Raw genomic sequence first — 21,098 nt, forward strand, 5'->3', positions numbered from 1 at the left:
TCATTCGATGATTACGGATACCGTATCACCGTCGGCTGATTTGATGTCGACGATTGGTCCGTCCAATTCATTTTCAATCGCTTCAATGAGTATATCGATATCAAGGTCTTTCACGTATTTCTCGGATTGAGGGATATTCCCTGCAATATTGTATCCTGCTTTCAACATGACTTTGATGAGCTTGATTGGCAAGTTAACAGAGACATTATCATTATCCGAAGATACGACACGGATTTTCAATGTCTTATCTGCATATGCGACTGGCTTTGCTGATGAACTGCTCCCTGTTTCCCTATTGTTCAATACTTCGATCAACTCGGATGCCTTCGCCGCATCGACTTTCCCCTCTTGAACCATCGACAACACTTTCTCAATTTCCGTTTTCACAATGAATTCCCCCTATTCATCTTTTAAAAGCCGAATTGCTTCTTCTGCGGTAATTTCTCCACTTTCCAGCATGGCGACGACACTTTTCTCATCGACAGTCGACTTCTTTTTCACTTCGTATCCAAGTGAGCTGACGACGTCATTCAGTTTACCTCGCACGGTTGGATACGAAATTCCTAATTCCTTTTCAACCTCTTTGATATTTCCCCTACATGCCAAAAATACTTCGACGAAATGGAGCTGTTCTCCTGTCAAGGCCGCTAACTTTGTTAATTCGAACTCATTTTCAATGCTCGTGTGACATCTTGAACATTGTAGCCTGGTGACTTTCAACGTTTCGTCGCATACTGGACAATGACTAATTATGGGATATGACATGCCTTAGATCACCTCTCCCCTTTCACTTGATACCATCATATGCTAAATCTTAATTAAAATCAACTATAAAATTAAATATGTTAACACTGATGTTAAAAAAGTTAATACCAATGTTGAGTATCAGCCTTATTTTTAATTTCGAAATTAAAAAGTGGCAAAGCCCATTTGGACTTCACCACTTTTATCTACTTATTTTACTGTCGGATTGGAAATCGTACCTATGAAAAGAATGGCACCAGATTCATCATCGGTAATTGCAACGAAAAACGGTCTATTCACATCCATGACGAAAGGATCGTCCGGTGGCGCAGACGTGGCTCCAATTCCGACGGCGGTTACTGCTGCCGCTTCGGTTCCTTCCTCATTCACATCGATATATGTTTTCTGTTTCACTTTGCTGATCATAAGGGATTCGTCCCCGTAAATCATCTTGCTGAAATCAGCCCCTTCCTTGAATGCACTATTCATGCCAAGGGTTTCCAAAGCTTCATTCAGCTCTGTTTCGTAGGAAAGTTGGAATTTCGGCAGAAGGATTGTTCCCTTCATTCTTTTCATTCCCGTTTGGATTTTCTCCCAATTGTCGACAGACAGATTGCTTTCAAACTCCTTCAAATCATTCGGAAGAACGATTGTCATGCTCATTTCGCCGTCTGCATACGGAAGTTTAAGCGCCTGGTATTCACTATTCGCTACGTAGGATAGCTTTTCCTGCAGCGACATGAACGGCACTTTTATTTCACTCCCATTTGTAAGGTGAAATGCCCGGTTCTCTGTCAATCTCTTATCGAATGGGTATTGCCAGTCCCCTTTGAAATAAATTGCATTTAGCAGCATGGTGACAAGATTTTCATCCAATTCTCCATCCACTATTTTATCGATCTTGCCATTCGTCGCTTCCTTCACCCAATTATTAATACGCTTCGGTGAGTCCTCGCTTGAAATATCAATTTCCTGGATTTCAGCATTGAAATAGTCCTTCACCCGCTTGGCATAGTCATCTTGGAAACGATAGTCTTCATTGAGCCAAATGGAATTCGCAACTTGTAATTGGATATTTTTCGAGTTTTTATTCAGTATTGTCATGAGGGAAGCATTTGCTTTATTCAAATCCATGGTATCCATACCCGGCATCTGCAAGGCCGCCGCGATTTCATCTTTCGTTACCCCGTCCGCTCCGTTATAAGCAAGCGCCAAAGCCATCAACAGACTTGTTGGTGAAATGAATAGATTTCCATCATCATCTTTTTCGGTTACATTCAATAATTTAAATGCCAACTCATTATTCGGAGAGATAATTTTTTCATAATCCTGTGCACCGAATTCCACGTTTTTGGAAATTTGCAGGCTTTGCGTGTTCGAATCTGTCCCACAACCTGATAATGGCATTAATAGGCTCATCCCGACGAGAGATGTAACAATTTTCTTTTTCACTTCAACCACCATCCTTTGTTCATTTGACTGCCCCTGAATGGAAATAGTTACAATTCGCGGGGAAATTACGTATCCGACAACACAAGAAAAATGCCAAGCACTTGCAAACTCTTGGCATTTTCATAGCTTCAACCTATTCAAACGGCCATTCCGGCAGCATATGGCTTAACTTTTTATCTTCCCGGTAGCCTAAGACATATTCCGCCTGCATAATCGTATGGATTTCGCGGGTTCCTTCGTAAATGACCGGTGCTTTTGAGTTGCGCAGGAATCTGGCGACTGGATATTCATCCGAATAGCCATACGCTCCGTGAATTTGGAATGCGTCGTCTGCGGCTTTATTCGCAAAATCACATGCTTGCCATTTGGCGAGGGACGTTTCGCGTGTATTGCGCAGTCCTTTATTTTTCATTTCACCCGCCCGGTATACAAGAAGGCGGCTCATTTGGTAGCCTGCTTCCATGTTGGCGATCATTTGTTGGACCAACTGATGCTTGCCGATAGGCTTCCCGAACGTTTCGCGTTCATGGCAATATTTCACGCTTTCCTCGAGACAACCCATTATTAAGCCAACCGCTCCCGCGGCGACAGTGAAGCGTCCATTATCAAGTGCGGACATTGCAATCTTGAACCCTTCGCCTTCCTTGCCTAACAGGTTTTCGGCAGGGATGCGCATATCTTCGAAGAATAATTCCCCGGTATTGCCTGCGCGGATTCCATACTTTCCTTTAATTGCTTTCGATGAAAAGCCTAATGTCGTACGCTCGACGATGAAAGCGCTGATGCCATGGTGTTTCTTAGATTTATCTGTGTAGGCGAAGACAAGGAAATGGTCTGCTACATCGCAAAGAGAGATCCATGTCTTTTGCCCGTTGATGACATATTCATCTCCATCGCGAACTGCAGTTGTCGCCATTGCCGCAACATCCGAGCCTGCGCCTGGTTCAGTCAGTCCGAAAGCGCCGATTTTTTCACCCTTTGCTTGCGGAATTAAGTATTTCTGTTTCTGCTCTTCTGATCCCCATTGCATGAGGGTCATCGAATTCAAACCGATATGGACGGAAACCGCTGTCCGGAATGCGGTATCCCCTCGTTCAAGCTCTTCACAAAGAATAGCTAGCGAATTATAGTCCATCCCGCTGCCGCTGTATTTTTCAGGAATGCAAACCCCCATGAAACCGAGATCGGCAAGCTTTTTCCAAATAGCTGGATCAAATCCACCTTCTGCGTCCCAGCGCTGGATATGCGGCATGATTTCATCGTCCACAAATTGACGTGCAGTCTTTCTTAACATTTTTTGCTCATCTGTAAAACTAAAATCCATTCCCCACAACCCCTTTCCCACAATTTCTATTAAACATGCGTTTCTTGCGTCTTGACGGTCTCTTCAATAACGACTCCGCGTTTTTGCATCTCTTCAATATATTGCTCGCCCGGTACGATAGTCTCCGGTGGGTGAACGCCGCGTTTTGTAATTGTCCCATTTCCAATCATTTGAGCTACGATGGAAACTGTATTCGCCGTTGCACGGGCCATAGCGGTTTCATTCACAGATAGATCTTTTTCAGTCACTAAGTTATATTCATATGCTGCAGGCATTCCACTCGCTTCGCCGTTGACGATGACCCGCAGTAGAACTGCATCTGATTTGTCACCTAATCGCAATTGTGGGGAGAGTTGTTCGCGCATGACATCGCGGACTTTCACTTTCGAGCCACCAATCGTCACTTCAGTTTCACGCGATAATAATCCAAGGTCGACTAACAACTTGAACTTTTCGGCATGACCTTTATAACGGATCGTTTTATATTCCAACGTTTGCACATCAGGGAACGTCTTCGTCAATGTAGAGGTGCCGCCGGAAGTGTGAAATGCTTCCAATTCACCATACCCATCGAAATAAATCGGCTCCACCTCGGATAATGAAGGGACCTCAAGCAGTTTCCCGTTACGGATGACATGGGATGGATCCGTGTAATGGTCGAAAACACCTTCCAGTGAAAACACAACATTGTAATTAAGCGGAGGCTCTGGCTTCACGGGTATTCCACCTACGTAAAGCTTGATGCTATCCACCTTATCAAGTTTACTCGCTCCGTATCCCGTTAGGATGTTGATCATTCCTGGGGCTACCCCAAGGTCCGGAATGATGGTGACTCCTTTTGCCACCGCCTTATCTGCAAGCCCCAATACGGCATCGGTAGCTCCACCGATATGCCCCCCAAGATCGATTGAATGCACGCCGATATCTACCGCAATCCGAGCTACCTTTTCATTGAATGTATAGAAAAGCGCATTGATGACGACATCCCCAAGCGCCATTACTTCCTGCAATTGAAGGTCATTGTTCGCATCAAGCTGCAAAAGGTCTAACTTATCAGACATGAGCTGTTCCGCAAAATCTTCTGCCGGCCTTAGGTTCAAGTCTGCCAAGTACACTTTCGTCACATCATCACTTTTCACAAGGTCGCGCACTGCCTCTTTTCCCATCAACCCTGCTCCCAATACGACCACTTTCATATGAACATCCCCTTTATTCCCGAAATCATTTCCTTATTCCGTGTCGATTTGTGCCCTTTGCAATTTCCCGCTGAAATCCACGTAAATGCTCTTCCACTCTGTAAAAACGTCTAACGCCGCAACTCCCGAATCGCGGTGCCCATTGCCCGTACCCTTCGTTCCTCCGAATGGAAGGTGGATTTCCGCCCCTGTCGTCCCGGCGTTCACATAGACGATTCCTGTGTCTAAATCCCGCTGCGCACGGAATACTTTGTTCACGTCTTTTGAGAAAATTGAGCTGGATAAACCATAAATGACGCTATTGTTTACTTCAATCGCTTCGTCCAAACTGCCAACTTCAATAAGGGACACAACCGGTCCAAAAATCTCTTCCTGTGCTAAACGGCTATCCCATTTCACGTCTGTGAATAAAGTCGGTTCGAAGTAGTGTCCGTTTGCGAATTCCCCTTCTGTCAGAACATTACCACCTGCCAACAGTTTCGCGCCTTCACCCTTACCGATTTCAACATAGCTTTGAATCTTCTCGAGTGCTTTCCGGTTGATGACTGGCCCGATTTTCACAGACTCGTCCAGGCCGTTACCAATCGTCAGATTCTTCATCGAATCCAACAGCTTCTGCTCAAGTTCTTCCTTTACATCTTTATGCACGATGACCCTGCTACATGCCGTACAACGTTGGCCCGCAGTTCCGAATGCGCTCCAAAGAATACCTTCCACAGCGAGGTCGATATCCGCATCATCCATGACGATGACTGCATTTTTGCCACCCATCTCAAGGGACACTTTCTTCAAATGGCGTCCGCCTGTTTCCGCAACATGACGACCTGTTTCTGTTGACCCTGTAAATGAAATGACACGGATATCCGGATGTTCAATCATCGCTGTGCCTACTTCGGAACCTGATCCGAATACGATATTTGCAACACCTGCCGGCAGGCCGACCTCTTCAAAAATTCGAGCCATTTCATAAGCCATCATCGGCGTTTCCGTAGCCGGTTTCCAAACGAACGTGTTTCCAGCGACAATTGCCGGGAAGGATTTCCACGTCGCGATTGCGACTGGGAAATTCCATGGTGTAATCAGACCCACAACTCCGATTGGTGCCCGAACACTCATTGCGAATTTATCTTGCAGCTCGGAAGGCACTGTTTCCCCGAAAAGTCTGCGCCCTTCCCCTGCCATATAAAATGCCATGTCAATGCCTTCTTGGACTTCTCCACGGCCTTCTTCGATGACTTTCCCCATTTCCTTCGTCAGGACTTGGGCTAAATGCTCTTTTCTTTCCTTCATTAGGTTGCCGATTGCATATAAGTAATCCGCTCGTTTCGGAGCCGGAACAAGCGCCCATTTCTTTTGCGCACTCTTAGCCGCCTTGACAGCGAGGTCCACATCAACACTAGTCGATAAACGTACTTGAGCTAACTCTTCCCCAGTTGCCGGATTGGTGACGGCTGTGTATTCAGCTCCACCACTATCTTGCCAAGAACCCCCGATAAAGTTGTTCAATTGCATGTCTTCATTTCCCCTTTCCAACACGAACTTTTTGAAAACGCTCTCACTCTATCCATTTCGACATTATCAAGAGTGATTCCTTCATTTAACAAAAAAAGACGGTGCAGGAGATTAATCCTGCGCCGTCTTTGAATCTACTTTATCGTCTGTTGCCATTTTCCCGTTTTCAAATTTCGGAGGGAGAACCCTTTTAATAAATAAAGTAAGGAATAATGCTACAACAGCGATAACTGTTGCAATTAGGAATGAGAAATTGATACCATCAAGCATCGCTTTTATTTCGATTTGGTGCTGAAATGCCGCCAACGCATTCTGATCAGATGGTATATTGCCGGATGTTGCAGCTTCCTGTGCAAGTGACATGCCGGATCTCTCCATCCGTTTCGTCATGATTGTAAGAAGAATCGCGGAACCGATGGCTCCAGAAACTTGTTGCAATGTGTTATTCATCGCAGTACCGTGCGGATTGGATCGCATCGGCAGTTGGTTCAAACCGTTTGTCATGATTGGCATCATGACCATTGACATCCCGAACATCCGGACTGTGTAAAGCATCATCAAGTAATAGTAACCAGATGTCAATTCAAGTCTGCTTAGATAGAATGTCGTTATAACCGTAATTGTTAAGCCTGTCAGCGCAAGCACTTTCGCTCCGTATTTATCAAAAAGCTTACCCGTGATCGGTGACATAATCCCCATTACAACCGCGCCGGGCAACATAAGGATACCTGCTTCAAATGGTGAAATACCACGCACTTCCTGAACGTATAACGGTGTCAGGATCATACCCGAGAACATCGCCACTGATAGAACGATGGAAATGACGGATGCAAGCGCGAACATCGGATGTTTATAGATTCGGAAATCCAGCATCGGATTTTCCATCCGCAATTGGCGAAGAATGAACACAATCAGTGAAATCGCTCCAATTGCGATTGTTCCGTACACAATCGGTGCATCCCACCCTTTCTCTCCAGCCGAGCTGAATCCATATAACAATCCGCCGAAACCAACGCTCGACAAAGCAAGGGAGAAAACATCAAGTTTCACATTCGTATTTGGCGTTATATTCTTCAGTTTCCAGAGTGCAAAGACAATTGACAGAATCGCAAACGGCAACACGATTTCAAAAAGTGTGCGCCATGAATAATGTTCGACAATCCATCCAGATAGTGTCGGTCCGATTGCAGGGGCAGTGAACATGACTAACCCGAATATCCCCATCGCAGATCCCCTTTTTTCAATCGGGAAAGCGACGAGCATAACGTTCATCAATAACGGCATCATCAATGCGGAACCCGAAGCCTGGATCATACGTGCTGCAACTAACAATCCGAAAGTCGGAGCAAATATTGCAAGAGCGGTTCCAATCGAGAATAATGTCATCGCCGTCAGAAATAGCCTGCGGTTCGTAAATTTCTGTACAAAGAAGGCACTTGCCGGAATCATAATCCCGTTTACAAGCATGAAGCCTGTCGTGAGCCATTGGACGGCCGACGGCTTCACCTGAAACTCATTCATAATGACCGGCAAGGCAATATTCAATAATGTATTGTTCAAGAAGGCGACGAATGCCCCGAAGAATAAAATAGCTATCATTCCGTAAGGAGGCTTTTCGTGCATTTTCTTTATATCCATTTCCATGAGAATTCCCCCATTCAATTTCATTCAAATCCCATTCACATTTTAATAGTTTATACTCACAGTCCAAAATGAGCAAGCAAAAAATTTAATTTCCAAGAAAAAAAGTTTTTAACGCTGTAAGTATGATGTTTTTTCTGATAAAATTATTTTGTACCCTAAGTCTAATTATAAGGTGATATAGATGAATGACCGTAAACGAAAAGTCATGTTGACCGCGAAAAAGCTATTTATTGAGAAAGGATTTGCATCCACGTCCGTACAGGATATTTTGGAGGATGCGAAGATTTCCAAAGGAACGTTTTACAATTATTTCACTTCCAAAAACGAGTGTCTCATGGCCATTTTAGAGGACGCTAATAATGAATCCATCATCCGGAGGCGCGAACTGTTAGTCGGTCGGGATAAAAGAGACAAGGACATATTAGCTGAACAGATTATCGTCCGGATGCAAGTAAACCGGGAGTTGAATTTGCTTCCGATTTATGAGGCAGTTTTTTATTCCAATGATGAAGAGCTCCGGAATTTTGTTAAAACGTATCATATTAATGAATTAAAATGGTTTGCAGCCCGACTCATCGATGTCTATGGAGAAGAGGCGGAGCCCCATTCTTTCGATTGTTCAGTTATGACGTTCGGGATGATCCAACAATTGCGCCATTTCTGGACAGCCGGTACTTCCAAGGAATTGGACATCGAAAAACTTGTCCAATTCACGCTTAGAAGGATGGATGCGCTGATGGCTGATTTAATGGAACAGAAGGAAGTATTATTGGAAAAGCAGATGATTGCACCTTTAGGGATTTCTCACGAAGAACTGAAGGGGAAGATCCAAGTCGAACTTATCGCACTGAAAAAGAAGTTAGAGCCTGATGAAAACAGTCATGTATACACAGACTTCCTATTAACCGAGTTGCAAGCCGAAAACCCAAGGGTGGCCCTTTTGGAAGCGGTCGGCCGTTCATTCCGCGAAGCAAGTAATGGTACCCGATTCTCTGATCGGGTGAATGAAGCCTTATATCTTCTATGGAAATATGTCGACATAATTAAAACAAGTTCATGAAACTTTCGTCGATGCCCGCCGTACAAGTAGTCAGCAACTAAACTTGAGGAGGCTATTTTATGAATAACCACGAAATCGATTTCAAACTGTATGGAGACGATATGCAATTTGTTGAGGTGGAACTCGATCCGGGGGAGACAGTTGTCGCAGAAGCTGGTTCTTTGATGATGATGGAAGACGGAATTGAAATGGAGACCATCTTCGGGGACGGCTCAGGCAACTCCGGGGGCGGAATAATGGGTAAACTGATGGGAGCTGGTAAACGCCTGTTGACCGGCGAAAGTCTCTTCATGACGACATTCACGAACGAAGGATCCGGAAAAAAGCATGCATCTTTTGCAGCACCGTATCCCGGCAAAATCATCCCGATGGATCTAAGCCAACTTGACGGCAAGATCATTTGCCAAAAGGATGCGTTTTTAGCAGCGGCAAAGGGCGTCTCTGTCGGAATCGAATTCCAACGCAAAGTCGGAGTCGGCTTTTTCGGTGGCGAAGGCTTCATTATGCAGAAGCTTGAAGGAGACGGCATGGCTTTCGTTCATGCGGGAGGAACAATTATCGAGAAGACACTCTCGCCTGGGGAAATATTGCGTGTAGACACAGGTTGCCTCGTCGCCATGACGCAGGACGTTAATTATAATATCGAAATGGTGAAAGGCGTAAAGACTGCATTGTTCGGCGGTGAAGGATTGTTCTTCGCAACGCTGAAAGGGCCCGGAAAAGTTTGGATTCAATCATTGCCATTCTCCCGACTCGCAAGCCGCGTCTTCGCAGCAGCTCCGCAAACTCCAGGTGGCGGCTCACGGGATGAAGGCAGTATCGCAGGTGGATTGTTCAATATGTTAGGCGGAAAATGAGTGAGAAAAACCGGGACGCTTTCGTCGTCCCGGTTTTTTCTTGTGCGAAATACGCATAAAATGCCATAATTACGCATAATTCCATGAAATGAAGCATAAATTTTGAAATCCACGCATAAACTTTGCCAAACACGCATAAATCCTAAAATCCGCTCATAAACACATAAATCACCAAAAATACTCATAAACTTCAATCATTGTGAGATAAAATTTCTATTCCTACGCTACAAGTCCTTACCCTAAAACCCGTGCTCCCTTTTTCCAAACCTTGTCAACATGATTAACCCCGAACAAATACTGCAACTCTTGATAGGTCGAGATATTCCACATGACGATATCGCCTTGCTTGCCGACTTCAAGCGACCCAACTTTATCTTCCATCTTGATTGCGCAAGCAGCATTCATAGTTGCAGCAACAAGTGCTTCGGCAGGTGTCAAGCGCATTGAGATGCATGCCAAGTTCATGACGAGTGGCATTGAAGTCGTCGGCGACGAACCCGGATTGCAATCTGTTGAAATCGCAACAGCAACCCCTTCATCCACCATCTTACGCCCTTTCGCAGCTTCTTCGCGCAGAAACAACGCTGTCGCTGGCAATAAACAAGCGATCACTCCTGCTTCCGCCATCTGCTTGATCCCTTCGTCAGATGCCTTCAATAGATGCTCCGCCGAAATTGCACCGACTTTCGCGGCAAGTTCCGCCCCACCATACGATTCGATTTCATCCGCATGGATTTTCGGGATCAAACCGTGCTTCTTCCCAGCCTCCAAAATGCGCTCGGACTGCTCAGGTGTAAACACGCCCACTTCACAGAACACATCATTGAAAACTGCGAGTCCCTCTTTCGCCACGACAGGAAGCATGTCATTGATGATGCTATCAATATATTCATCTTCATTGCCTTTATATTCTTGCGGAACGGCATGTGCTGCCATGAAAGTTGGAACAAGATCAATCGGATGGATTTCATTCAACCGTTTCATGACCCGAAGTTGCTTAAGCTCAGTCTCAAGATCCAGCCCATAGCCGCTCTTCCCCTCGACAGTAGTAACTCCGTGCTTCAGGAATGAATCAAGCCTACGTACCGTTTGCTCCGCGAGTTCTTCTTCCGTCGATTCGCGTGTCATCCGTGTCGTCGCATGGATTCCGCCGCCCGCATTCATGATTTCCATATAGGTTGCGCCTTCGAGCCTCATTTCAAATTCACGTTCGCGGCTGCCACCATATGCGACATGCGTATGTGGGTCGACAAGCCCCGGTGTCACCAGACGGCCAGTTGCGTCAATGATTTCTGCTTCAGCTGCACGATCACCATACTGATGCTCCAATTCTTCCGTTGTACCGATTGCCTGAATCACACCATCTTCAATCCAAATGCTTCCGTCTTCGATAATGCCTAACTCCGACATTTCCTTACGCTTTCGCGGTGCGTTTTCCCCCGCGATTGTCGCAAGCTGTGCTGCATGTTTTATCCAAAGTGGTTTCAATTACTTGTCACCTTCCATCATCGGAATATTAACCCCTTTATCCTTCGCCGTTTGAATGGCCAAGTCATAACCCGCATCAACATGACGGGCAATTCCCATTCCAGGATCAGAAGTCAACACACGCTCAAGACGCGCTTCCGCTTCCTTCGTTCCGTCCGCAACAATGACCATTCCCGCATGCTGTGAATACCCCATTCCGACACCGCCGCCATGGTGGACAGAGACCCAAGTTGCTCCGCCAACAGCATTGATAATCGCATTCAGAATCGGCCAGTCTGAAACGACATCCGATCCATCCTTCATCGCTTCTGTTTCACGGTTCGGGGACGCAACAGATCCTGAGTCAAGGTGGTCACGGCCGATGACGATTGGCGCGCTTAATTCCCCACTTGCGACCATATCATTGATGATCTTACCGAAACGAGCACGCTCGCCGTATCCTAACCAGCAAATCCTTGAAGGCAAACCTTGGAACTGGATCTTCTCTTGTGCCATTTTAATCCAATTGCAAAGATGCGTATTATAGCTGAACTCGCGAAGGATGACTTCGTCCGTTTTACGAATATCTTCTGGATCTCCGGAAAGTGCCACCCAACGGAAAGGCCCTTTCCCTTCGCAGAACTGCGGACGAATGTAAGCTGGAACGAAACCAGGGAAATCGAATGCACGCTCAACACCCTCATCCTTCGCCACTTGACGGATGTTATTGCCATAGTCGAACGTGACAGCACCTTTATCCATCATCTCAACCATAGCAGTAACATGTTTCGCCATCGACGCCTTCGAACGTCTTACATACTCTTCCGGATCGGAATCGCGAAGTACTGCCGCTTCTTCAAGCGACATACCGGATGGAATATAGCCGTTCAATGGATCATGCGCTGATGTTTGGTCAGTTAGCACGTCCGGATTGAACCCACGAGCAATCATCTCAGGCAATAAATCCGCTGCATTCCCAAGGAGACCAATCGATAAAGCCTTGCCTTCCGCCTTCGCCTCTTCTGCAAGTCGAATGGCTTCATCCAATGAGTCCGTCTTTACATCTGTGTAACGAGTTTCAATCCGGCGATCGATACGCGTTTCATCGACTTCAATACCGATGCAGACGCCACCCGCCATCGTCACCGCCAATGGCTGCGCCCCACCCATGCCGCCAAGGCCCGCTGTCAACGTGATTGTTCCTTTCAATGAACCGCCGAAATGCTGTTTCGCAAGTTCAGCAAAAGTTTCATATGTCCCTTGCACAATCCCTTGTGATCCAATATAAATCCAGCTGCCAGCCGTCATTTGTCCGTACATCATAAGGCCCTTTTTATCAAGCTCATGGAACGTATCCCAATTTGCATAGGCAGGAACGATATTCGAGTTGGCAATCAAAACCCGTGGCGCATCAGTATGCGATTTGAAAATCGCAACCGGCTTACCAGATTGGATCAATAATGTCTCATCATTTTCAAGCTCTTTCAATGAACGAACAATCGCGTCAAAGCTCTCCCAATTACGTGCCGCCTTCCCGATTCCGCCGTAAACGACCAACTTTTCAGGATGCTCCGCTACGTCTGGATGCAAATTGTTCATAAGCATACGGAGCGCCGCCTCTTGCTGCCACCCCTTTGTATTTAGTTTAGTCCCTCTGTATTGAATAACCTTTTCCATTGTATCCGCTTTCATAATTGAATGGCCCCCTTTTTCGTTACTATCATTCTACAGGAAAGTTTCAGATAATTATTTATGAATAGATTATATTTTTTCACTTTATTGACGGCACGAGTTAATTGAACTGCACTATATTGATCATCCTTTAAATAGAACAAGCCGCTTCTTGAATAAATCAAGGAGCAGCTTGCTTCATTAAGATTAATCTAAGTTTAATTTCAAAAATTCCAATTTCAAATTAACATCCCTAAAAACGTTTCGAAATTCACACCGTCAACTGTTGGAATCAGTTCCTCTGCAGTCGCTTCAATCGCAGCTGATAAGAATTTTTCCGCCAGTCTCATCGTTTCCTCCACATCCTGACCGCGCATCATGCCCCCCATGATGACGGATGCAAATAAATCACCCGTTCCGGAATAGCTCTTGCCGTTAGATTCAAGGAGGCTGTGGAACGAATGCGTCCCATCGATATACATATTGCCGACGTACTCCGTTTCCGAAACGGCCGGTGGATTCAAACCGGTAATGATGACACGTGCTCCTGTCATTGACTGAAGCTGATGCCCAGCCTCCCTAATCGCAGTTAGATAATCCTCGTTCGAGTGATAGCTTTGTAACTTATCGTACGGCAAACCCGTCAGCAAACAGCATTCCGTCACGTTTGGCGTAATGATGTCCGCGCGCTTCGCAAGCTCCTTCATATAGCCGATCAGCTCATCCGTAAATACATCATACATCTCCCCCCGGTCACCCATTACCGGATCGACAAGGAGCATCGTCTCTTCTTTATAAAATGTATCTAAAAATGAAAAGATGTTTTCAATCTGCTCTTTTCCTGTAACGAACCCTGTATGAATGCCGTCAAATGTTACACGCAGTTTGCTCCATTCATTTGTAAAATGCCCCATCTTAGCCGTCAGATCCTCACAATAATAGCTTGGGTACTCTGTTTGTGATGTTAAAACCGCTGTGGGCAGCGGCACTGCCTGCACACCCATGACGGAAAGGACCGGAATCGCAGCCGTTAGCGAGCACTTCCCGAATGAAGACATATCTTGGATAACCGCAACTTTTTTCATTACACTTCTCCCACCTAATTCATCCGTACTTTTACTAACTCCATCGTAACACATGAATGGAAAAGCAAGAATATATGGATTTGCAATTTCTTCTCCATTCATCTGACCACTATTACTTTATCCAATCTGGCACTTTTATGATGGTCAGTCATTTTGTAAAATGAAATTAATAAAAAAACTTACAAGATGAGAAAGAGGAGGTCCTATACAAAGCCGTGCAAAATGTACAACGTAGTAAACAATCAAAAAATCATGTAAAAACAAGTGACGTAGTACTTTTACAACGCCAGCCCCAAACGAAAACAACTGCAAGAACATTCGACTTGGTGCTAACAGCTATACTATCCACACTTGTCCTTATTTCAACGATGTTCATCAACATCAAACTTCCAATCGGCCAAGGCGGCCTGATCCATTTGGGTACAGCGATGCTGTTCATTGTAGCTATTTTATTCGGCCCGAAAAAGGGAGCGCTAGCAGGCGCAATTGGAATGGGCTTATTCGATATCTTTGGCGGTTGGATGATTTGGGCGCCGACAACAATTATCGCCCGTGCTTTACAAGGCTTCATTGTCGGAAAGATCGCTTGGTCGAATGGACACAAAGGGGATAGCATTAAACTTAACATCATAGGAGCCCTTGCCTCCATGCCAGTCATGTTAGGCGTCTACTATATCGGGCAGGGAATCATGTATAACAACTGGGTTGCCCCGCTCGCGTCGATTCCTGGCGACATCATCCAGAACGTCGTTGGTCTCCTGATTGCAATTCCATTATGCATTACATTGAAGAAGACACCGTTCTTCCGGAAAAAACTTTAATACAGAAAAAGTCAAATAGAGAAGCAGTGTAGAGAGGCCATAGCCAATCTTCACTGCTTTTTTTATAAAACCTATACCCACTTCATTCTAAACTGATAAGGGGTCATACCTGTCTCCTCTTTGAACCGCCGACTAAAATAGGTGGAGTGGGTGAAGCCTGCTGAACTTGACACTTCGGCAATCGATAAGTCGGTCTCTGTCAATAAACGCTTTGCTTCCTCAATCCGCATTCTTAACAATGCATCGCTGAACGGCTCCCCCGCCTCCATTGCATACTTTCGGCTCAATGTACTTTTATGTAGTTTCAACTCGTCTGCGCATGCCGCCAAGTTCCAAGTCGCATCCCAATAATTTGCGGCAATCCGTTCCTGTACCTTCTCTACAAGGTTACCTTCCCGTTTGGATTCATCAGCAGAAGTCTGGAGAAGTTCCGAAATAAATGCGGTGAACGATTGAACGATATGATACATGACCGGTTCACGGATGATCGTTTCGAATAGCGAATCGTAAGCCTGCTCCACTTTCTGCGTCTTCAATGAATTAGCGGTCATGTAGCGGCGAATCTGGGCAAGGATACTCGTCAAACGGACACGGACCATTTCGGGATCCGGGAATGGCGCTTCCAACGTAAGGAAATCCTGTTCCATCCATTGTCTAATTGCCGCCACTTGCCGTTTCTCAAGCATTTCCACCCATTCACGCTGCTCAAGTGGTGATAGGAATGGATCCATATCCCGCCAAAGAAGGTCATCCTTCTCAACTGTTAAAATGTCATAGCCGTCATAGAAGATCCGTTCATGAAAGCGACGCATTTTCATATACAAATCCCGATAACTTGTGTGCCTTTCATCGGCATATAAATAAATGGTCAACAACGCATCCGATTGGCGTTTCCACTGTGCAAAAAAGATGGAATATGCTTCTTGTAAGGATTGAATCTCCCTTAAACGATGGACGACGAGAACAAAATCCGAGAATGGAAAGATGTCATAGATAGTAGGGAAATCATGCTTTTCCAGTTCGCGGACGAGATGATCGAGTTCTTCTGCCCGCGATGGCGCGATTAAACTTAAAAGCACTAAGTGTTCCGCACGGCTTTCGCCGACCAAAAGGTTTTCATACGTGACAAGTTCTTCCCTTTTCGGGACTGTGCTTTTGAGCTGTGCCCTTTCATTCCGCCACCTATATCGGATTTGCTGGACTTGTTTGATGAGCCGGTCAGGTTGAAATGGGCGGAATAAAACATCCTCTGCCTTCAAAGAAAGTGCTTTATAAACCGTCTGGAATGTTCGTTCGGAAGAGATTCCAAGCCAGGCTACTTGCGGAGGCAGTTCAAATCCGTCCGCCAAAATGTAGGACATATCGACAATATAAAGGTCGGCTTCAGTAGTAACATTTGCATTTTTAGCAATTTCCACCTGCATATCGCTCCATTGAGATGTGAGCAACCATTTCAGTCCTTGTGCTTCGAGTGAGTCTTTGACGAGGAGTAGAATTTTCATGCGATCACCTTTTTCGAATTGGATTTATCTGAATCTCACTATATACTGATGGCAAGAAGTATTCATTCAGAAAGGGTTGGTTTTGTGAATAAAGTCAATGAATCTATCTGGTCCGGTCGTGTTGATCATACGGAAGACCGGTCAAGCTTCCGTTATCATCAAGTCGTTGAAGTTGTGGATATTGAGAAAGTTTCTGGCGGATGTACGATTATTGGATTCGAATGTGAAGAAGGCGTCCGGCGGAATAAAGGTCGTTTAGGCGCGGCCAAAGCACCGAATGCACTCCGAAGTGGACTTGCGCCTTTGCCTTGGCGATTCCCGGAGACTGCCCGTCTATTCGATGTCAGCAATATCGTCTGTGATGGCGAAGATTTAGAGTCCGCACAACAGCAATTAGGTGATGCGGTGGCTGCGATTTTATTGAAAGGGTCAAAACCGGTCATTTTAGGTGGCGGCCATGAAACGTTATATGGACATTATTTAGGTGTACGTGAATCGCTTGGCAAGGAAGCAACCCTCGGCATCATTAATATCGACGCGCATTTTGACTTACGCCCTTATGATGAACAGCCTTCATCCGGTACGATGTTCAGGCAGATTTTAGAGCAAGACCCGAATGCACGCTATTTCGTCGCTGGCATCCAGCGCTACGGCAATACACAGGAACTGTTTAATCGGGCGGATCTGCTTGGCGTAACTTATGTAATGGAAGATGAAATGATTCCCGGCTGTCTTGAAAGTTTAATGTCTTCATTGGAAGATTTCATGAATGAACATGATGCGGTAATGCTTACTTTATGCACGGATGTTGTCAATGCTGCATTCGCACCGGGCGTGAGTGCCACCTCACCCTTTGGACTGGATCCGTCCACTGTGCGTGCTATTATTCGAAAAGTAGCGGCACATGAAAATACGCGTTCTTTCGACATTTGCGAAGTGAATCCGACGTTGGATGAAAACGGGCGGACCGTGAAGTTGGGTGCTTATTTTGTGAATGAAGCGATAGCGGGTTTTATGTCTAAGTTAACATGAACAAGGAAAGTACTCCTTAAGATATCTATTGTATACGGCAAGATATCTATTGAATATAGATATCTATCGATTGAATATGACATTATATCACCATTTCATGACCTAAGACCTACATCCACCAAACAAAAAATGCCCCGCAAGCCAACAAATGGCTGTGGGGCGTCGCATAAGTTAGTTCTACATAAAAAAAAAACAATCAACACTACTATGTTATTCTATACCAAAAAGTTTTATTCCGTATATAAGGGATTACATATGGAATTACCAGAAGTGCTACAGAGGCAAGAGAAAGACAAAACATCCCCTGCCGGAAAAAATCATTACCAACATCCACCAGTATATTTACTTTAAAATAATAAAATGGAATCCATTGAAGGACATTTGTTGGAATTAAATTCTCAGGGATGAAACGGAAGACTAAAAATAGCGTCATTCCTAAAAATATCGTGAAAGTACCACTTTTCATGAAATAGGCAATAAATTGTATTAGACAAATCGAGAAAATCAGTGTTGCTAATACTAACAGCCATACAAGGTTTAGTGTTGCCCCGATCGTACTCCACTCTCCCCCTACTTTAATCGGATAGGAAAAGTTTCCGACCCCATTTGTTAATGAGCCTATAATAAAAGGAATGGTTATCGTAATCAGAATATAAAGCATGGACAGGACCAATGAGGCAATCCATTTTGATGATTGAATCATAAGTTGAGAATATGGCGTACTGCGTAATAACCTGATCGTGCCTCCCTCCTGTTCATAACCATATATATCACCGACAAGGATGAAAAATAGTAAATAAAATAACACAGGAAGGAATAGAAGACTTATATTCCACAATAAATGTGCCCCGTCCACAGATGTTCTTTCATAAACTGGCTTAATACTGTCGGTGAGCAGAATTGTCAGAAAATCAACCCTTTCTTCAGCAACCCGCCTCACTTCGTCAGCAACCATTTCCGGAGATTGGTTAATGCGTAAATCGAGCATCTCTATTTCCGCTGCCGCTTTATCTTTCCAGTCCCCGGATAAGTGGGCACTCAGTATTTTTTGAAATAATTTCAATTCCTCCATTTGAAAAGACATTGCATCGGTGGATACTTCGCTTTTCTCATGTCGAATCGAATCATTCAATAGCCTGATCTGTTCATTCAATGAACGCTCTTCCAAAGCCCATTGTTTTTGATTTACATTATTAAGAGATCCAAAATACAATAAAAAAACAAAAACTAGTGCTATGAAGACAAACCAATTCTTCCTTATACTGACACTTTTCTTTAATTCAAATCGCATCATATTTTTCATCTTTCATCTCCTAAAGCCCAGGATATGTCCTTCGGTTAAACCGAAGGATACCTACTGTGATGATAAAAAGAATGCCTGTGAACAATCCAAGCGTTAGAAGGGCCTGTGAATAATAGTAAAATCCATCCAGTATAGTTAAACCTGGATGTAAGTATACTATTGGATTCCATGAAATTATTGGAGTGTTCTCAATAGAAGCCGGTCTAATAAAAAATTGGATAGCGAAAAGGATGAATAACGCCAACAGAGTAATAAGCCCTTTCCGAATGAAAACATGTACAAACTGTATGACTATCGAAATGAATATAACCAATAGAATGCTATAGAAAAAGTACTCCGTAATCAATTTCCCGGTTGTTACCCACTCACCGTTGACATATTCGGGGTACTGAAATCCGCCGAACCCTTTAAAAACACCCGCCAACAGGTAAGGAAGTAGAAATAGACTAACAAGAAATAGCATCCCCACGCTAATCGATACAATTAGCTTGCCAAGAAAAATTTTAAACGTCGAGTATGGGGTGTTTTTTAGAAGTCTTATTGTCCCATTGTCGTTTTCATACCCAGTAATATCCCCAAGTAACAGTATGATTAGTAAAAAGAAATGTAATGGGAGTAATGCTTCCATTACGTTCATAACAAAACCGGTACCATCAAATTTCAAATTCCTCGGGAGAAGATCGCCTTCCAAAATACGAGTTTTCAATTCCAATTGATGTTCCATTTCTGTGTAGGGGACCGATGATTGACCCGTTCCTTTTTCTCTTCCCTCCAATTCAAGACGTAACTCTTCCAATTCCAAACGTAAAACATCCTTTTTGGCATTCGCTTTTAGAGCATCAAGTTTTTTCTCCTGAATGCTGAAAAGTTCTTTTAAGAATAGTTTCTCCTTTTCTGGAATAGGGGCGGATAAATTATTTTGTATATATTGGAGGTTACGTTCTGTAACTTCCGCGTATTTGTTACGACCGCTGTTTTCCATGAACCATTCGGTACCGAAAAAACCAATAATTAATAAAAGGAAGACGATAGTCACAAATAGCCATTTTTTCTGTTTGAAAAATTTCCTGAACTCAAAACCCAAGAGATTGCCCATTACCGCCTCTCCTTTTCGTACATATCACTGTATTTCTGTTCAGCAGTGGCAATAGACTTTTCAAACGTGAGTAACGGGATATCATGCAATACAAAAGCTTTATGGAGAGCCGGAACTTCAGACTCTTTCAAATTCACCTCATAAAGAAGGGGGTTAACTTGCACAAAGGAAAGAGCACGTTCTTCGAAAAAACTTTTCATGTCAACTTCTCCGCCAATTGAAATTCGATATGTTATAAATTCTGAGCTCCCACTTTCGGAAAGAAAAACATTTTTATCTTTAACAAAGTAAATTTCATCCGCTATTTTATCTACATCATCCAATAAGTGTGTGGACAATAAAATAATTTTGCCTTTACTTTTTAGCTTTTCTATAAGGTCAATAATTTGTTTACGGTTCGTATGGTCAAGACCATTCATAGGTTCATCTAGTAAATAGACAGTTGCATCCGTAACGTGAGCCATGCCAAATAGAAGCATTTGCTTCATACCAAGCGAATACTTGTTAACTTTCTTATTAATAAATTCACCTATTTGCAATTCGTGAATCGTTTGTTCCACTTCCTTCTTCCCTTTCCCGTATGCTTTAGCAATGAATTCGATGTGATCATAACCACTTAAGAAAGGGTATAAAACACCGTTATCTTGCATGAATGCAATCCGTTCCTTGTATCCCTTCCTTTGTGACCGAAGTGAGAAACCAGCAATTTCCACATTGCCATTGCCTTGCAAGGGTATAAGACCACTCAATATCCCCATCAATGTCGTCTTCCCTGCACCATTCGGTCCTACCAAGGCGGTGATTTTCCCTTCTATTAATTGAAGATTAACCGATTCTAAAACTTGGTTAGTATGATATTGGAAAGAAATATGATTGGCTATCAGCATATAAGTAAATCATCCTTTCTTGAAAAAGTAGGTTCAGGTATGGTGATAGATTAAAGCTGCTTAACTATTAGTTTATTTATATCTCCAGTTAACTTGGTACATATCAATGTAAACTAACGGAAAGGGCGCCCATTTTCCACCTAAATGTGTTTCACCAATGCTGTAGGCGTATTCTTGATATTGAATCTCCTGATATCTTTCATTAATTTGAGTTGAAGTTTCAATTAATGTATCAAACCGGATCTCGTAATAAACTAAGGCATTTACTATTTTGTAATTTAAAGCTTCCACTTCATCAGACTCTACAAGTGTTTCGTCCGCAAGAACAAAACTTTGCAGAAATCCAAAGGTCAACATAGTAGCAATAAAGACTTTTAGTATATTTTTCAATAAACACCCTCCAATTTTTTCCTGAACCTTAAATTCTACTATATCACAATTATTT

At 43.9% G+C, this 21,098-nt stretch carries 19 protein-coding genes; 4 read left to right on the forward strand and 15 right to left on the reverse strand.

What is annotated here, in order from left to right; all coding sequences use genetic code 11:
* The 7 genes from P5G49_RS01235 to P5G49_RS01265 all read right to left on the reverse strand — a co-directional run bounded on the left by P5G49_RS01235 (window position 1) and on the right by P5G49_RS01265 (window position 7,872).
* Entirely contained in the window at window positions 1-387 is a 387-nt protein-coding gene (locus P5G49_RS01235; protein WP_301241642.1) for an SHOCT-like domain-containing protein, read from the reverse strand.
* A gap of 12 nt (window positions 388-399) precedes the next feature.
* Complete coding sequence (locus P5G49_RS01240; protein ID WP_301241643.1) at window positions 400-765, reverse strand: DUF2089 domain-containing protein; 366 nt, start codon at window positions 763-765, stop codon at window positions 400-402.
* A 189-nt stretch (window positions 766-954) separates the two neighbouring features.
* Window positions 955-2,196: a serpin family protein gene (locus P5G49_RS01245; protein ID WP_301241644.1), complete on the reverse strand. Its 1,242-nt coding sequence runs from the start codon at window positions 2,194-2,196 to the stop codon at window positions 955-957.
* A gap of 133 nt (window positions 2,197-2,329) precedes the next feature.
* Complete coding sequence (locus P5G49_RS01250; RefSeq protein ID WP_301241645.1) at window positions 2,330-3,520, reverse strand: acyl-CoA dehydrogenase family protein; 1,191 nt, start codon at window positions 3,518-3,520, stop codon at window positions 2,330-2,332.
* A gap of 29 nt (window positions 3,521-3,549) precedes the next feature.
* On the reverse strand, window positions 3,550-4,716 hold the full coding sequence (locus P5G49_RS01255) for a saccharopine dehydrogenase family protein (protein WP_301241646.1): 1,167 nt from the start codon (window positions 4,714-4,716) through the stop codon (window positions 3,550-3,552).
* Between the two features lie 33 nt (window positions 4,717-4,749).
* Entirely contained in the window at window positions 4,750-6,228 is a 1,479-nt protein-coding gene (locus tag P5G49_RS01260; RefSeq protein WP_301241647.1) for an aldehyde dehydrogenase family protein, read from the reverse strand.
* A gap of 111 nt (window positions 6,229-6,339) precedes the next feature.
* Window positions 6,340-7,872, reverse strand: coding sequence for a DHA2 family efflux MFS transporter permease subunit (locus tag P5G49_RS01265; protein WP_301241648.1), 1,533 nt, complete (start codon window positions 7,870-7,872; stop codon window positions 6,340-6,342).
* 181 nt (window positions 7,873-8,053) lie between these two features.
* Here P5G49_RS01265 and P5G49_RS01270 point away from each other — a divergent pair, with 181 nt between their 5' ends.
* Together P5G49_RS01270 and P5G49_RS01275 are read left to right on the forward strand one after the other, a co-directional pair.
* A complete protein-coding gene (locus P5G49_RS01270; RefSeq protein WP_301241649.1) occupies window positions 8,054-8,932 on the forward strand; it encodes a TetR/AcrR family transcriptional regulator in 879 nt (292 codons plus the stop codon).
* Window positions 8,933-8,991: 59 nt separating this feature from the next.
* A complete protein-coding gene (locus P5G49_RS01275) occupies window positions 8,992-9,789 on the forward strand; it encodes a TIGR00266 family protein (RefSeq protein ID WP_301241650.1) in 798 nt (265 codons plus the stop codon).
* Window positions 9,790-10,023: 234 nt separating this feature from the next.
* Here the strand turns inward: P5G49_RS01275 and hutI are convergent, their stop codons facing one another.
* The 3 genes from hutI to P5G49_RS01290 form a co-directional block, all read right to left on the reverse strand.
* A complete protein-coding gene (gene hutI / locus P5G49_RS01280; protein WP_301241651.1) occupies window positions 10,024-11,277 on the reverse strand; it encodes an imidazolonepropionase in 1,254 nt (417 codons plus the stop codon).
* Window positions 11,278-12,948 carry a urocanate hydratase gene (gene hutU, locus P5G49_RS01285; protein ID WP_301241652.1) on the reverse strand — a complete coding sequence of 557 codons (1,671 nt, stop codon included), beginning with the start codon at window positions 12,946-12,948 and terminating at the stop codon, window positions 11,278-11,280.
* A gap of 218 nt (window positions 12,949-13,166) precedes the next feature.
* A complete protein-coding gene (locus tag P5G49_RS01290) occupies window positions 13,167-14,012 on the reverse strand; it encodes a pyridoxamine kinase (protein WP_301241653.1) in 846 nt (281 codons plus the stop codon).
* A 323-nt stretch (window positions 14,013-14,335) separates the two neighbouring features.
* On the opposite strand from P5G49_RS01290, the gene P5G49_RS01295 reads away from it, so the two are divergent.
* On the forward strand, window positions 14,336-14,833 hold the full coding sequence (locus tag P5G49_RS01295) for an ECF transporter S component (protein WP_301241866.1): 498 nt from the start codon (window positions 14,336-14,338) through the stop codon (window positions 14,831-14,833).
* A gap of 71 nt (window positions 14,834-14,904) precedes the next feature.
* Here P5G49_RS01295 and P5G49_RS01300 read toward each other — a convergent pair whose 3' ends face one another.
* Window positions 14,905-16,335 carry a response regulator transcription factor gene (locus P5G49_RS01300; protein WP_301241654.1) on the reverse strand — a complete coding sequence of 477 codons (1,431 nt, stop codon included), beginning with the start codon at window positions 16,333-16,335 and terminating at the stop codon, window positions 14,905-14,907.
* A 48-nt stretch (window positions 16,336-16,383) separates the two neighbouring features.
* On the opposite strand from P5G49_RS01300, the gene hutG reads away from it, so the two are divergent.
* Entirely contained in the window at window positions 16,384-17,367 is a 984-nt protein-coding gene (hutG, locus tag P5G49_RS01305) for a formimidoylglutamase (RefSeq protein WP_435877170.1), read from the forward strand.
* Between the two features lie 205 nt (window positions 17,368-17,572).
* Here hutG and P5G49_RS01310 read toward each other — a convergent pair whose 3' ends face one another.
* The 4 genes from P5G49_RS01310 to P5G49_RS01325 form a co-directional block, all read right to left on the reverse strand.
* Window positions 17,573-18,670: an ABC transporter permease subunit gene (locus tag P5G49_RS01310; protein WP_301241656.1), complete on the reverse strand. Its 1,098-nt coding sequence runs from the start codon at window positions 18,668-18,670 to the stop codon at window positions 17,573-17,575.
* A 10-nt stretch (window positions 18,671-18,680) separates the two neighbouring features.
* The gene (locus P5G49_RS01315; protein ID WP_301241657.1) at window positions 18,681-19,766 is read right to left on the reverse strand and encodes an ABC transporter permease subunit; all 1,086 of its coding nucleotides are present in this window, start codon (window positions 19,764-19,766) and stop codon (window positions 18,681-18,683) included.
* Entirely contained in the window at window positions 19,766-20,653 is an 888-nt protein-coding gene (locus P5G49_RS01320; protein WP_301241658.1) for an ABC transporter ATP-binding protein, read from the reverse strand. Before P5G49_RS01320 ends, P5G49_RS01315 begins: the two co-directional genes overlap by 1 nt.
* Before the next feature lie 72 nt (window positions 20,654-20,725).
* On the reverse strand, window positions 20,726-21,043 hold the full coding sequence (locus tag P5G49_RS01325) for a hypothetical protein (protein ID WP_301241659.1): 318 nt from the start codon (window positions 21,041-21,043) through the stop codon (window positions 20,726-20,728).
* Window positions 21,044-21,098 lie beyond the last annotated feature (55 nt).

The sequence above is a fragment of the Sporosarcina highlanderae genome, assembly GCF_030433715.1.
GTDB lineage: Bacteria > Bacillota > Bacilli > Bacillales_A > Planococcaceae > Sporosarcina > Sporosarcina highlanderae.

Coding starts and splice junctions, on each gene's coding strand:
- P5G49_RS01240 (WP_301241643.1), bottom strand. CDS start 765: ATGTCATATCCCATAATTAGTCATTGTCCAGTATGCGACGAAACGTTG.
- P5G49_RS01250 (WP_301241645.1), bottom strand. CDS start 3,520: ATGGATTTTAGTTTTACAGATGAGCAAAAAATGTTAAGAAAGACTGCA.
- P5G49_RS01255 (WP_301241646.1), bottom strand. CDS start 4,716: ATGAAAGTGGTCGTATTGGGAGCAGGGTTGATGGGAAAAGAGGCAGTG.
- P5G49_RS01260 (WP_301241647.1), bottom strand. CDS start 6,228: ATGCAATTGAACAACTTTATCGGGGGTTCTTGGCAAGATAGTGGTGGA.
- P5G49_RS01265 (WP_301241648.1), bottom strand. CDS start 7,872: ATGGAAATGGATATAAAGAAAATGCACGAAAAGCCTCCTTACGGAATG.
- P5G49_RS01270 (WP_301241649.1), top strand. CDS start 8,054: ATGAATGACCGTAAACGAAAAGTCATGTTGACCGCGAAAAAGCTATTT.
- P5G49_RS01275 (WP_301241650.1), top strand. CDS start 8,992: ATGAATAACCACGAAATCGATTTCAAACTGTATGGAGACGATATGCAA.
- hutU (WP_301241652.1), bottom strand. CDS start 12,948: ATGAAAGCGGATACAATGGAAAAGGTTATTCAATACAGAGGGACTAAA.
- P5G49_RS01290 (WP_301241653.1), bottom strand. CDS start 14,012: ATGAAAAAAGTTGCGGTTATCCAAGATATGTCTTCATTCGGGAAGTGC.
- P5G49_RS01300 (WP_301241654.1), bottom strand. CDS start 16,335: ATGAAAATTCTACTCCTCGTCAAAGACTCACTCGAAGCACAAGGACTG.
- hutG (WP_435877170.1), top strand. CDS start 16,384: ATGGCAAGAAGTATTCATTCAGAAAGGGTTGGTTTTGTGAATAAAGTC.
- P5G49_RS01310 (WP_301241656.1), bottom strand. CDS start 18,670: ATGAAAAATATGATGCGATTTGAATTAAAGAAAAGTGTCAGTATAAGG.
- P5G49_RS01315 (WP_301241657.1), bottom strand. CDS start 19,766: ATGGGCAATCTCTTGGGTTTTGAGTTCAGGAAATTTTTCAAACAGAAA.
- P5G49_RS01320 (WP_301241658.1), bottom strand. CDS start 20,653: ATGCTGATAGCCAATCATATTTCTTTCCAATATCATACTAACCAAGTT.